The following is a 12,771-nucleotide window of genomic DNA, read 5'->3' as shown; positions in this document are numbered from 1 at the left end:
TTGATAGGGGAGGTCGTTAAAGCTTGTTTAGACGTATTGGAACAGGGGGGAGCTTCTGGGTGCTTTTGTGGTGAGTGTTGGGGGAGTACAATGACGGGCAAGTGTTTTTTTATTGCAGAGACAATGGTGCGCGTTATGCTTTCGTTCTTGAGGGGGAGCTTAGGGGCGCCGCTTGGGGGGAAGAGCTTTGCGGGAATTTTCTTAGCCAACATGGAAAAGGGGGGGCATGAAGAAAAGAACCTATATATGGGGAATTGCGGGCGCTTGGGGGGAGTTGCCGGCTGGTTCATTGGGGGGAAAAGACAATGGAGGGGGCAGGTCGTTATCCAGTGGCTTGGAGTGACACGGAAAGCATGCTGGAGAACAAAATGAGGCTTAGGGGGAAGAGAAGCAGTAGTACAGACAGGTTCCAACTTATAAAAAGGCACGCTCAAGGGGGAAAAGAGCCGGTTTTTATGTTTTTGCGGCACGCAAGTAGGGAGCTTGGAGTGATACGTAAAGCATGCTGAAAAATGGAAGAAGGTGTTTGATAGGGGAGGTCGTTAAAGCTTGTTTAGACGTATTGGAACAGGGGGGAGCTTCTGGGTGCTTTTGTGGTGAGTGCTGGGGGAGCGGCAATGATGGGCAAGTGTGTTTTTATTGCAGAGACAATGGTGCGCGTTATGCTTTCGTTCTTGAGGGGAAGCTTAGGGGCGCCGCTTGGGGAGAAGAGCTTTGCGGGGGCTTGGAGATTTTCTTAGCCAACATGGAAAAGGATGTTAGGGGCATGAGAAAAAGTCTGTGTGGAATCAAGCGGGCTTGTTGGGGGAAAGGTTGGGGGGCGGGTTGTGGAAGAAAATAGAGGGGTGGAGGAAACGGGAGAATAAGAAAAGAACGAATAGAGACATTATAATCTTTATGTTTTTCTACACTACCTTGTTATAGAAGATCAAGGATAATGATGCCTTGTGAATTCGCTGCGGGTTGCTTTTAAAGCTCTTCAAAAGCACTTTGACTATTAAAGTTGAAATCCAAACACTGTTATCATTGTTATGAAAAAACAAATAGCAATAAATATTGTTGTTAAAAAAGTCATAATTCTGTATTGTGTTTTCCATAACCATATAATTATTTCAATTGCTGTAGGTTTTTCGTATTCATTACTTTCAGAAGCCTTGTCATTATCTTTAAAAGTTTCATGATAGAACTGATTGTAAGCAGCTCTCTTTTGAGGATCTTTAAGAACTTCATAGGCTTCACAAATTTTTCTGAATTTTTGTTCTGCTTCGGTACTAGAATTATGATCAGGGTGGTATTGCAGAACTAATTTACGAAAAGAAGATTTTATCTGTTTAGCGTTGCATTCGTAGCTTACACCAAGAATTCCATAATAATCGTCTTCATTTATTATCATTAAATACAGCCACTTGTATATTGCTCTTCTTTTATAAGATCGTTTAATTGATCCCCTTTGAATGTATCGACATGTGTTGTTTTTTGTGTTGAGAATATGTGCAAAAACATGTTTAATGAAAATGGCTATAGTGATTATACCGTATCTAAATGAGAGGAGATACAGTTCAAAACGCTTAAAAATGCAGGGTGTTTTTAATATTTTAGAAATATTTTTTTACAAAAATAGATTAAAAGAGAGACGATAAATCAAATGTAAAAGGGACGGCAATAATAGCCAAGGTTGTCATTATTGTAAATAAACAGGCAGGAACCTTAAATCTAAAACGCCAAAGTAAACTTATGGGAACAGACATTATCGTTGTTATTACGAATGCTACGATAAACCATTGCATGAATAATTTCATTATATTGATTTCATTATTAAGACGATTTTGTTTTAGTTCTTCCTCTCAAAACACAATCGATAATAGAAAAGCCATGATAAACAGGAAATTCTCCACCTGGACAAGCGCTAACAGAAAATTGTTCAAGCTCTAACCATTCTCTTTCGCGTTCTTTTTCCAATAGCTTCTTTTTTATTTTCTGTCTTATATATTCTTTTGAAATACAATTGATCGGAGAAGTACTTCCAATAAAAAGATCATCTGTTGTACATCCACTCGTTGTATGATGCGTAAATAAAATAGCGCTTATTACGATAGCGAAGAAAATAAAGTGTTTAAACATAAGGTATTTATTGTCGTTTGTTTCTGACGAGCCTTTATAAGTCATTTCTGTTGAATAAATCAATATGTGTTATTTTATGTTGGTAAAATACAACAAATTGTATGATAACGTTACTGTACTTTGGCACTCTGTATCTAAAGATGGCGATAGATAGTTCAAAGTGCTTGAAAATAAAAGATATCCTTTGAGAAGCACTTTTCATCAAGTTATGGAATGAATAGATCAAAGTTTATGGTAATTTTGTATACTCTATGATAACTTTGTATAAGATCTCAATTTCATGATCAAGTTTCTCAAGTTCTTTCTTGTTTTTAACTATACGCTCTTGATATGTCTCTATGTGTTTCATAAGGTTTGAGAGATGTGTATGCTCATGAGAGTGTTTTGCTTCATTCACATGTCGCATTGCATCTATTTCTAATTCTATAAGGGTGCACAGAGTATTAAATACATGATGTCGTTTTTTGATTATATTCTGCCATTTTTTTATTATATTGACATGTTTTTCATAGAGCGGTTGCGATAACTGCCGCTTGTTTTCCAAAAAAAATGTTTTTTCTATCCAGAGAATTTGGTAGAATTTTTCTTCCCACCAGCGACTTCCATTAACAAGGAAAATGCGGAAAAATCTCTCTCTTTCTGTAATCTCTTTTGAAGAGAATACTTCATTCGAATGAGTATATCCCTTTGAAGAATAAAAAAGATGCGTTGTTAAAAGAGCGATAATTAAGACGCTTCTCAATAAAGACTGTTTAATTAACATTGTTTTTATACCCTCTTAGTGGCTTGATTATAGTCATTGTGAGGGGGGCTTAATGGTTCTTTAGAAGTATTTTGAAAGGCGTTTTATGATCCGTTTAAAGATTTTTTAAATACTGCTTCCATTTTTCAAAAGTGCTATATCTTACAGGTGGTTTTACATTTTCTTTGGGCATCATTTTAAGGTATACCTCTCTAGCCATAACGCACATTGTTGCTGTGTTTCTAAAACGAGTGAGTTCATTGCCTATGATGAGCTGCTCTGTCTGAAGAGTTTGTTCTTTTCGACTAATGCCATTGGGAGAATCCAAAAATTTTTCTGCGTACGCAAACATTGGATCATCAAAGTTTGTTTCAAATTTTGCTTTGAGGAAAATATTTTCTATATAATCCCAATCTTTCCTGTATTTCATCCCGTTAGCTTTAAAATCCTTCAGTCTTGTTGGTAAGTCGTTAAATGTAAGTGTGGGCATCGTTTTATCATCTTGCCATAAATCAAAAAAGCGTCCACAAAAAACAAGCAATATGTGATAATGTCTTAAAATATTGAATTCTGGAGGATTATTGGGCAATATTATTAAATATTTCCAAAATTGACTTTTGTCATGGGGTATACTTACAGTTTTTTCCATATACGCTTTTAAATATTCTACCTCTTTTTTTGCTTTTTCTAATTTCTGAGAATATTCTAAATGAGTGTAATTTTCATGGACATATTTTTGGTAAAGCTTATCGTATTCAGCAAGGTCGCTTACTTGAGTACAACCCAATAATATGAATACAGAAAAAAACGTTATAAATATTATGACGTACGTTCTGAATAATAATTTCATCATTTTAACTTTTAATGATTATCATGAATATTTAATTGATTTCTGTTAAATAAATCAATGTGTGTTATTTTTGTGTTGAAAATATACGTAAAAACGTATTTAATAAAAATGGTTATAATGATCATAATGTGTATAAGTAAAGGTGTGGTACTGGCTAAAACCCCGCATATGTGGGGTTTTAGCTTATTGGAGGAGGTATGACAGCAGAAAGTATAAGGGGATCTGTAGCCAAAATGGTTGTCCTAAGGTGGGGAGAGTAGGCAATATCCAAAATACTCCAAATGAAATATACTTGTTGTTGTACATTCACGCACTTGTTTTAATAAAGATATCTCGCTCTAAGCTCATTTCACACCCATTTCATGCCTGGCGTTCGTAAATTTCATACTGGCACCTGTGAATAATATCGTGAGGGGTATAACGATAAAGCCCCGTAGATTATAAAGTCCGTAGATTGTACCCCCTAGAGATTATAAACATTGCGCACCCTATCTTTACTTTATGAAAAAGTAAGTTGGTACTATTGGGGGCCGTTGCCAAAATTGCGGCATGGGCTGTAGCTCTTGAGACGATTCATAATCTCGTTTACTGGGAGGCTTTTTACGAAGAGATATGCTTTTCTTGGAAAGTTTCTCGCTATACGGATCTTTCTGCTTGTGAAGTGTAAGCGAAGAGGGGTGATTAATTTCAATAGAACAGAGGGAGAGAGCTTTTCGCTTTTGGGGCTCTTATGCAAGAGGAATAACGCTATCCGTATCAATCAAAGTATTCGTATAAAAAAGATGCGTGTTGAAAGAGGGAGGCTTAGAGCACGTGGAAAACCATAGTGTATAAAATTGGTAATGAGGGATCTTCTTTGAAAAGGCGGGCTCTCAATTTTCTGCCATATGGGATGTCTAGTATATAGGATGTCTAGTATATGGGATGTCTAGTATATGGGATGTCTAGTATATGGGATGTTTGGCATATGCGAGCGTGGGGTGGCTTAGTGAAAGCTTTATTGAGGGGGATTTTATCACTGTTTGTTTTTTGCTTTTGGTAAGGGGTGGGGAGAATGGGAAAGGAATTGAGTTGAGAGGAGGTTCTGGAAATGGCTCTGTTAGATCTGTTGTAAATGACGAATAAGATCGATGAAGCTTATTCTAATTTCTAGAGGGAATGCTTGTGTTGCTTGAGATGGATAGAGAGGCTAGAAAGATAAGATTATTCGTTTTGGGTCGGATAAAGGTATCAATGGGATATGTTCAAACAATGAGTTTATAATAATTCATTATTGAGATTCAATTTGAATTTCAATGAGAGCCTGAAATAGTGTGAGATGTTCTTAGTTCTCTTATTCAAACGCTCTTATATTGAATCAAGTAAAATCGTTTGTTTGCATATTACAAACAGGGTGAGCTTGTGGGGAAAAATATTCAAGAAATAAAATATTGAAAAAATAAAAATGCTTATATCGTCTCAAGTGCCAAGAGCTGTTGCAATAGTGAGGCTTGGCAAAGAGAAGGAGTAAAGGGGGGCAATCTTACAGAAATGAAAGAGAGGAAGATGCAAGGAAAGAGGGAGGGGCAAGGAAAGAGGGGAAACCAATAGGAGAGGGACTATTCTTTGGGGGGCGGTCAATTTCAAAAGCCGTTCGTAAAGTATTTTAGAGATTAAGCGTGTTATTGAGGCCATTGATTTTGAAGCTATTGAAACGCATAGTTTAAAGGATGGAGGATTTGATGAAGCTGATGGAGGTTGGGGGAAAAGATTTAGGCTTATAGGGAAGACTTATAAGGGCAAAAAGAGAGAGGCAAAAGAAGAATAAAATGGTGCTGCGAGAGAGGATTGAACTCTCGACCTCTCCCTTACCAAGGGAGTGCTCTACCACTGAGCTACCGCAGCCCTTTTCAATCTTTGCGCTGTCTTGTGCCATATTGTCAGAAAATAGGCAAGAGAACATTTGTATATTCTTGCAAGAAAACGTATCTTATGTCATGACATATGCTTCTTATATGCTTAAATATCTAAATGAGTTGCTTGGATAGAAGCTCAACACTGTTTAAAAGGTTGCGCAATGACACAAATGCATCAAAAACAAAAACAAAATGAAATTAATCATCAAGATGAAAAAGCAAAACGACGTCAAGAAAGATTGGCACAACAATTGCGTCAAAACCTGAAACGTCGAAAAGAGCAAAGCCGAAAAAGAGCACAACCAGAGCTCTAAAATGCAAAAAAATGTTTTTTAGTAAATTTTTGCAACCAAACTTCTCAATAATTTGTTCTCATAGTTAGAATGCGTTCTAAAACGATTAATAAAGCATAACTTCCCGAAGGGGGACAATCCTTTGGAAGGGCAGGCACAAAGGAAAAGAGGGAAAACACGATGGATTCTATTCAAATTGTTGGGGGAGAAAAACTTAAAGGAACAATTCCTATTTCTGGGGCAAAAAATGCTGCATTGCCTCTTATGATTGCGGCGCTTTTGACAGAAGAAACGCTCACTTTAGAAAATATTCCGCATCTGGCCGATGTTGAATTGCTTATTCGTATTCTCAATAATCATGGTGTTGGATATGCCGTTGATGGACAAGAGTTTAACGATGAATGCGTGAATTCAAGAACAATTCATTTTACGGCGCAAAAAATAGCTACAACACGGGCACCATACGAACTGGTGAAAAAAATGCGTGCAAGCTTTTGGGTTATTGGACCTCTGCTTGCACGATGCGCAGAGGCTTATGTTTCGCTTCCTGGAGGATGTGCTATCGGGACAAGACCTGTCGATTTTATCCTTGAGGGACTTAAAACTTTAGGCGCACAGATTACTATCGAAAATGGATATGTTCATGCAAAAGCGCCAAGGGGGTTAAAAGGTGCTTGCTATCGTTTCCCTAAAGTCACTGTTGGTGGAACCCATGTGCTGCTGATGGCGGCGACAATGGCAAAGGGAACAACCACTCTTGAGAATGCGGCTTGTGAACCAGAAGTGACAAACCTTATTCGAACCCTGAATACTATGGGGGCTCAAATAACCGGTGAAGGAACAACAACGCTTACAATTGAAGGGGTTAAAAAACTCAACGGTGCTAGAGTACGCGTTATTGCTGATCGAATCGAAGCGGGAACATATGCAATGGCTGTTGCTATGACGGGAGGAGATGTCTTTCTTAAAAATGCAAATCCTAATCATCTCACAAAAGTGCTTAAGGTGCTGCAAAAAACAGGACTCGAGATTCAAATAGAACCTCAAGGAATTCATATTAAGCGAAATCCAAAGAACACCAAAATTATGCCCGTTGATATTAAAACAGGACCTTATCCTGCTTTTCCAACCGATCTCCAAGCGCAATTCATGGCGCTCATGACACGGGCTGAAGGAATCGCGCATATTACAGAGACAGTTTTCGAAAATCGTTTTATGCATGTTCAAGAACTCAATCGCTTAGGAGCACAGATAAAGCTTGATGGGCAGACGGCAACCGTTTATGGAACAGAGAATTTGCAAGGGGCTCCCGTTATGGCGACGGATTTGCGTGCTTCTGTTTCTCTTGTGATTGCAGCATTGGCGGCAAAGGGAGAAACAAACGTCAATCGTGTCTATCATCTTGATCGTGGATTTGAGAGATTAGAAGAAAAATTAGCTCGTTGTGGCGCAAAAATCCAACGCATCACAGTGTAAAGCTTTCAAAGATATGCTCCAAAGAATGGCTTTGGGAGGGGGCGATATATTTTTAGGTGTGCTTTTTGGAAGCTTGATCTCAAGAATCAAGGGTTGTTAATCCTCTCAATAAACGTGGGTTTTATCTCATGGTTTTTACGAGCGAGCATAAGAGTTTGAGAGGCGGGTGGGGTTCATAAAACAAACACTGTTTTTAAATTTTATTGCCAATTTCCTGAAATTACTTTATACCTTAAAGGGTGACTTTGGTCGTCTACGCAGCGATCAGTAGGGTCTGAAAGCCCTAAAGTTCGATCATAAAATGAACCTACTCTTGTAGGTATCCCGGAATTCCGGGAGTTTTTGCCATGTCCAGGTGCTCTCTAGCACTAAAAGCAAAAAAAGCTGATTCGAACTCAGTACTTTCAGACTCCCGGAATACCAATGCGAGGGCGCTCGCACTCGGCAGGGGAGCTTGAAGTGAAAGCTAAAAATCCACATTTTAACGATATTTCGATTGGCAAAAAAATTCGCTTGAAAAGAACAATGATCGGAATGTCGCAAAAGAAATTAGGCAGCCAGTTAGGAGTAACCTTTCAACAAATCCAAAAATATGAAAAAGGCTTCAATCGTATAGGCGCAGGGCGTTTACAAGAAATTGCCGATATTCTTAATGTTCCCATTTCCTTTTTTTATTCTGGTCTCTCAACAAAAGAAGACGTCTTGTATCCTTATGATGATGAGATCTCAAGCAAAGAAGAATACATTCTTTTGAAAAGTTTTAGAGAGCTCAAACCTCAAAAACAGAAAGCATTTTTGTGTTTGATTATCTCATGAGATAAAAACACTGTTTTAAATTTTATTGCCAATTTCCTGAAATTACTTTATGCCTTGAAGGGTAACTTTGGTCGTCTACGCAGCGATCAACAGGGATTCAAAAACCCCTAAAATCCGAGTGTAAAAATGAACCTACTCTTGTGGGTGTCCCGGGATTCCGGGAGTTTTTGCCATGTCCAGGTGCTCTCTAGCACTAAAAGCAAAAAAAGCTGACTGAACTCAGTACTTTCAGACTCCCGGAATACCAATGCGAGGGCGCTCGCACTCGGCAGGGGAGCTTGAAGTGAAAGCTAAAAATCCACATTTTAACGATATTTCGATTGGCAAAAAAATTCGCTTGAAAAGAACAATGATCGGAATGTCGCAAAAGAAATTAGGCAGCCAGTTAGGAGTAACCTTTCAACAAATCCAAAAATATGAAAAAGGCTTCAATCGTATAGGCGCAGGGCGTTTACAAGAAATTGCCGATATTCTTAATGTTCCCATTTCCTTTTTTTATTCTGGTCTCTCAACAAAAGAAGACGTCTTGTATCCTTATGATGATGAGATCTCAAGCAAAGAAGAATACATTCTTTTGAAAAGTTTTAGAGAGCTCAAACCTCAAAAACAGAAAGCATTTTTGTGTTTGATTATCTCATGAGATAAAAACACTGTTTTAAATTTTATTGCCAATTTCCTGAAATTACTTTATACCTTGAAGGGTAACTTTGGTCGTCTACGCAGCGATCAGTAGGGTCTGAAAGCCCTAAAATCCGAGTGTAAAAATGAACCTACTCTTGTGGGTGTCCCGGGATTCCGGGAGTTTTGCTATGTTTACCTTATCCTTCTTTGATTTCCTCCCGCTCTACGCTCTAAAGGATGCATATTCCTGACTTAAAAGGGCTGTTCTGTAAACAGTCCGGCTTCTGTTGGCGGGGTTTTGACCTACTCCTGACCCATTCATGTGGTTCACTTTAAAAAGGCGTGACGGGCAAGCTGTGCCCATTTATTACACACTCTAAAAACACTTAATATGTAAAGTTTTACATGCCTTATATCAGGGCTCTGAACAACGATGTTTTACGGCACAATATGATAAACTGCGCTTTTTTTCAGTGAACACTAATGCGTATTGTTATTGGGTTTTTTTTCTGTTAAGAAGCATATGCAGTGTCGTAAAAGAGTTAAGTAAGAAATTTAAATAGCGCGTGAAGCATCAAAGAAACTTTGGAAAAATTAGTTTAGGGGAGCTTTTTATAAAAGCCCGTCTTAGAGAGGCAGATAAGTCTTTCATCTTAAGATGATTTGTTTTACGTTTCAAAACTTGATAAAAATTCAAAAATTTCGAAAAAAATAGGAAGAGAAGCTTTTTCTGGTATGCAGGGGGGAAAATGGTCAATAAATTAGACAAAAAACAGATTATATTTTTAGCATTGCCACTCATCTTTTCAATCATTGTAGCTTTTTTGGTCAATATAACCATCAATAACATTACAGAAAATGGAACGACGCCTGATGCTTATTGGTTTGTAAGATCAAAGCCACTGGATATTTTAATCCTTATTGCATTTTCATGTTCTTCATTCATCTTATTACAAAAAAGGCATATCAGAAAAAATATCACTATTTCGTCCATGATCATCTTTGGTTTGTTTGCAACTTATTATAGTGCAAATGAATATATCAGACTTAGTCCCTATGTAGGTCAAGATAATATGACATGGGCGGATGTTCTTCCTTTCTTTGATAGGATGGTTTTATGGGGTGTTGTTATTGGCGTTATTATCCTTGGTTACACGATAAAACTATCATTACCTAAAGCTTCACCTTTGAAAATTTCAAAAAATACAATCTTTGGTGGCATCAAATGGATGAGTATGAAACGCCTTGAAAAGATTTTTCCTCATGATGGCGACGTCGTCATAGGAGAGCGCTATAGAGTCGACGAAGATATTGTTAAAGATGTCCCTTTTAATCCTAAAGACAAAACAACATGGGGAAAAGGTGGTCGCCAGCCATTGTTAACATACAAACTTAATTTTGATTCAACCCATATGTTATTTTTCGCTGGTTCTGGTAGTTATAAAACAACCAGTAATGTTATTCCAACTTGTCTCAAATATTCCGGTCCACTGGTCGTTTTTGATCCTTCAACTGAAATCGCTTCAATAGTTCAAGATGCAAGGGAGCAGTTAAAAAGAAAAGTATACGTTCTTGACCCCCATGGTTCTTCAACAGAAACTTTTAATCCTTTAGATTGGTTATTAGATGAAAGCATTCCAGTCTATGAAAGGGAAGCGGGTTTGGTTGAAGTTGCTAGACTCCTTCTTTCTGAAAACGACAAATCAACTTCAACCGATCAATTCTTTACATCACATGCACATAATTTATTAACAGGACTACTTGCACATATTGTCTTTTCTGATGAATACACATTAAAGGAAAAAAACTTAAAAACCCTTCATACGATCATGTCAATGTCAGAACCGTCCGTGATTGGAAAATTGCGTTCCTTACAGGCTTCATCATCATCCCAATTTATTCGTGAAACTCTTGGGGTGTTTACAAATATGGCTGAACAAACTTTCTCAGATGTCTATGCTACTGCTGCAAAAGATATACAATGGCTTTCCCTCTCTAACTATGCAGATCTTATCAGTGGGTATGACTTTAAAACTAATGATATAACAAAAGGAGATATCGATGTTTTTTTAAATATCCCATCAAAAATTCTAAAATCTTATCCAGGTGTTGGGCGTATCCTTGTTGGCTCTTTTCTCAGAGCTATGGAAGCCGCTAATGGTAATTATGCAAAAAGAGCGCTCTTTATTTTAGATAATGCTGATCTTTTAGGATATATGAACATTTTAGAAGAAGCACGTGATCATGGACGCAAATATGGTATATCTCTCATGCTTTTTTACAAGTCTGTAGAGCAAATAGAACGCTATTTCGGTTCGTCAGGCGTTATGATATGGTTTGAAAATTGTGCTTTTGTAAGCTATGCCGCAATAAAAGATATTAAAACTGCTGAAAATATATCTAAGGCATGTGGTCAAATGACCATTGAAGTGAAAGATTCAAGCATAACTCTGGGAACATCAGATATAGAAGGAACAGAGCATTTAAGTTTGCAACAAAGACCCTTAATATATCCACATGAAATAACACAAGAAATGAGAAAAGACGAACAGATTATTCTCGTGCAAGGAGAGCTCCCTATCCGTTGTGGACGCTCTATCTATTTTAGACGTAAGGATTTAACAGCTCTTGCTAATGAAAATAGCTTTTCTTCTTAATAAAGCACTTGTTTTTTAGTTAAAATGAATAAAATATTGTTGTATTTTGGGGTGATATAATTAGAGATAAATTATTTTTATAGTACATTTTTATAATATAGTGGCTTGAAAATGGGGAAGTCATGAGCGATCTTTCTGCTAAGAAGACAAACACCAAAAAAATCAAGACATAAAAAAGAGTATCTTATCAATTATAATGCGTGGGGTGTTCAAGATAATACGTAGAATATTGGCTGTAATAGTTAAAAAGTTGCTTTACGCAATCTTCCTTATTTTATTATTCATTCGTAAACCAGTTTTTGCCTTCTTAAACTTCTTTGTTGGTGGCTTGGTTTTATTCCTATTTTTCTTTTTTGGGGATACACAGCGAGAGTTGCACCCTATGAACACCAAACAGCAATGGTCATTGGTTTTGTTATCATGATATTTCTTTGCTTGTTTGCTAATGATGTCTATGAAAGGCTTTTACTACGAGCTAATACGTCTAGCATCTCTTGATTATGATCTTATACTTATTTCAATAAATAGCGCTCACTTCGTTCGTATATAATTTAATCAAAAATGAGAGGTTATCTGCCTCTTATAAAAATACAAATAAAGACTGTTTTTAAATTTTATTGCTAATTTCATGAAATTGCTTTATTGGTAAGAGAATGTTTTGGTCGTCTACGCAGCGATCAACAGGGATTCAAAAACCCCTAAAATCCGAGTGTAAAAATGAACCTACTCTTGTGGGTGTCCCGGGATTCCGGGAGTTTTTGCCATGTCCAGGTGCTCTCTAGCACTAAAAGCAAAAAAAGCTGACTGAACTCAGTACTTTCAGACTCCCGGAATACCAATGCGAGGGCGCTCGCACTCGGCAGGGGAGCTTGAAGTGAAAGCTAAAAATCCACATTTTAACGATATTTCGATTGGCAAAAAAATTCGCTTGAAAAGAACAATGATCGGAATGTCGCAAAAGAAATTAGGCAGCCAGTTAGGAGTAACCTTTCAACAAATCCAAAAATATGAAAAAGGCTTCAATCGTATAGGGGCGGGGCGTTTACAAGAAATTGCCGATATTCTTAATGTTCCCATTTCCTTTTTTTTATTCTGGTCTCTCAACAAAAGAAGACGTCTTGTATCCTTATGATGATGAGATCTCAAGCAAAGAAGAATGTATTCTTTTGAAAAGTTTTAGAGAGCTCAAACCTCAAAAACAGCAAGCAATTTTAAGATTAAATTTTCGTTAGAATCAAAAAAAGACTAAAGAGGCTCTTGCTAAATAATAAATTATTATATAAAGCTTTTTTTAGAGAAG

Annotated in this window: 13 protein-coding genes, 1 tRNA gene and 2 pseudogenes; 10 read left to right on the top strand and 6 right to left on the bottom strand. The window is 37.2% G+C overall.

The genetic code is table 11. The features are described 5' to 3' along the window. A partial coding sequence (locus ACFINA_RS06160; RefSeq protein ID WP_375615239.1) for a hypothetical protein occupies positions 1–372 on the top strand: 372 nt, incomplete at its 5' end. 245 nt (positions 373–617) lie between these two features. Continuing rightward, on the top strand, positions 618–740 hold the full coding sequence (locus ACFINA_RS06155) for a hypothetical protein (RefSeq protein ID WP_375615238.1): 123 nt from the start codon (positions 618–620) through the stop codon (positions 738–740). Positions 741–1,153: 413 nt separating this feature from the next. Here ACFINA_RS06155 and ACFINA_RS06150 read toward each other — a convergent pair. The 5 genes and pseudogenes from ACFINA_RS06150 to ACFINA_RS06130 form a co-directional block, all read right to left on the bottom strand. Then, positions 1,154–1,393, bottom strand: a pseudogene (locus tag ACFINA_RS06150) (DnaJ domain-containing protein); the annotation flags it as partial. A 229-nt stretch (positions 1,394–1,622) separates the two neighbouring features. Then, positions 1,623–1,799, bottom strand: a complete 177-nt coding sequence (locus ACFINA_RS06145) for a hypothetical protein (RefSeq protein WP_375615237.1) — start codon at positions 1,797–1,799, stop codon at positions 1,623–1,625. A gap of 16 nt (positions 1,800–1,815) precedes the next feature. Beyond that, positions 1,816–2,166 (bottom strand): hypothetical protein, encoded by a 351-nt coding sequence (locus tag ACFINA_RS06140; RefSeq protein ID WP_375615236.1) that lies wholly within the window; start codon positions 2,164–2,166, stop codon positions 1,816–1,818. Between the two features lie 184 nt (positions 2,167–2,350). Next, positions 2,351–2,884 carry a hypothetical protein gene (locus ACFINA_RS06135; protein ID WP_375614450.1) on the bottom strand — a complete coding sequence of 178 codons (534 nt, stop codon included), beginning with the start codon at positions 2,882–2,884 and terminating at the stop codon, positions 2,351–2,353. 94 nt (positions 2,885–2,978) lie between these two features. Then, positions 2,979–3,650 (bottom strand): hypothetical protein, encoded by a 672-nt coding sequence (locus ACFINA_RS06130; RefSeq protein ID WP_375615235.1) that lies wholly within the window; start codon positions 3,648–3,650, stop codon positions 2,979–2,981. Positions 3,651–4,236: 586 nt separating this feature from the next. Here ACFINA_RS06130 and ACFINA_RS06125 point away from each other — a divergent pair. Together ACFINA_RS06125 and ACFINA_RS06120 are read left to right on the top strand one after the other, a co-directional pair. Then, positions 4,237–4,380, top strand: a complete 144-nt coding sequence (locus ACFINA_RS06125; protein ID WP_375607052.1) for a hypothetical protein — start codon at positions 4,237–4,239, stop codon at positions 4,378–4,380. A 284-nt stretch (positions 4,381–4,664) separates the two neighbouring features. Then, positions 4,665–4,838 (top strand): hypothetical protein, encoded by a 174-nt coding sequence (locus tag ACFINA_RS06120; protein ID WP_375607051.1) that lies wholly within the window; start codon positions 4,665–4,667, stop codon positions 4,836–4,838. A gap of 684 nt (positions 4,839–5,522) precedes the next feature. Here the strand turns inward: ACFINA_RS06120 and ACFINA_RS06115 are convergent. Then, positions 5,523–5,597 (bottom strand) — tRNA-Thr (locus ACFINA_RS06115). Positions 5,598–5,769: 172 nt separating this feature from the next. Here ACFINA_RS06115 and ACFINA_RS06110 point away from each other — a divergent pair. The 6 genes and pseudogenes from ACFINA_RS06110 to ACFINA_RS06085 all read left to right on the top strand — a co-directional run bounded on the left by ACFINA_RS06110 (position 5,770) and on the right by ACFINA_RS06085 (position 12,703). Next, positions 5,770–5,922, top strand: a complete 153-nt coding sequence (locus ACFINA_RS06110) for a hypothetical protein (RefSeq protein WP_375607050.1) — start codon at positions 5,770–5,772, stop codon at positions 5,920–5,922. A 159-nt stretch (positions 5,923–6,081) separates the two neighbouring features. Then, entirely contained in the window at positions 6,082–7,377 is a 1,296-nt protein-coding gene (gene murA / locus ACFINA_RS06105; protein ID WP_375607049.1) for a UDP-N-acetylglucosamine 1-carboxyvinyltransferase, read from the top strand. A gap of 423 nt (positions 7,378–7,800) precedes the next feature. Beyond that, on the top strand, positions 7,801–8,193 hold the full coding sequence (locus ACFINA_RS06100) for a helix-turn-helix domain-containing protein (protein ID WP_375615234.1): 393 nt from the start codon (positions 7,801–7,803) through the stop codon (positions 8,191–8,193). Between the two features lie 247 nt (positions 8,194–8,440). Next, positions 8,441–8,833, top strand: a complete 393-nt coding sequence (locus ACFINA_RS06095; protein ID WP_375615234.1) for a helix-turn-helix domain-containing protein — start codon at positions 8,441–8,443, stop codon at positions 8,831–8,833. A 730-nt stretch (positions 8,834–9,563) separates the two neighbouring features. Beyond that, positions 9,564–11,471: a Ti-type conjugative transfer system protein TraG gene (gene traG, locus ACFINA_RS06090; RefSeq protein WP_375615233.1), complete on the top strand. Its 1,908-nt coding sequence runs from the start codon at positions 9,564–9,566 to the stop codon at positions 11,469–11,471. Positions 11,472–12,309: 838 nt separating this feature from the next. Then, positions 12,310–12,703, top strand: a pseudogene (locus ACFINA_RS06085) (helix-turn-helix domain-containing protein). Positions 12,704–12,771 lie beyond the last annotated feature (68 nt).

This window comes from Bartonella sp. AC10YNML, from assembly GCF_042196825.1.
Classification (GTDB): domain Bacteria; phylum Pseudomonadota; class Alphaproteobacteria; order Rhizobiales; family Rhizobiaceae; genus Bartonella.
Note: the sequence above shows the minus strand (reverse complement) of the source record. Positions and strands in the feature narration are given on the sequence as shown.

Bases quoted from the DNA above. Each gene is read 5' to 3' on its own strand.
- ACFINA_RS06140 (WP_375615236.1), bottom strand. From the start codon at position 2,166: ATGACTTATAAAGGCTCGTCAGAAACAAACGACAATAAATACCTTATG.
- ACFINA_RS06120 (WP_375607051.1), top strand. From the start codon at position 4,665: ATGGGATGTTTGGCATATGCGAGCGTGGGGTGGCTTAGTGAAAGCTTT.
- ACFINA_RS06155 (WP_375615238.1), top strand. From the start codon at position 618: ATGATGGGCAAGTGTGTTTTTATTGCAGAGACAATGGTGCGCGTTATG.
- ACFINA_RS06145 (WP_375615237.1), bottom strand. From the start codon at position 1,799: ATGAAATTATTCATGCAATGGTTTATCGTAGCATTCGTAATAACAACG.
- ACFINA_RS06095 (WP_375615234.1), top strand. From the start codon at position 8,441: ATGCGAGGGCGCTCGCACTCGGCAGGGGAGCTTGAAGTGAAAGCTAAA.
- murA (WP_375607049.1), top strand. From the start codon at position 6,082: ATGGATTCTATTCAAATTGTTGGGGGAGAAAAACTTAAAGGAACAATT.
- ACFINA_RS06135 (WP_375614450.1), bottom strand. From the start codon at position 2,884: ATGTTAATTAAACAGTCTTTATTGAGAAGCGTCTTAATTATCGCTCTT.
- ACFINA_RS06110 (WP_375607050.1), top strand. From the start codon at position 5,770: ATGACACAAATGCATCAAAAACAAAAACAAAATGAAATTAATCATCAA.
- ACFINA_RS06100 (WP_375615234.1), top strand. From the start codon at position 7,801: ATGCGAGGGCGCTCGCACTCGGCAGGGGAGCTTGAAGTGAAAGCTAAA.
- traG (WP_375615233.1), top strand. From the start codon at position 9,564: ATGGTCAATAAATTAGACAAAAAACAGATTATATTTTTAGCATTGCCA.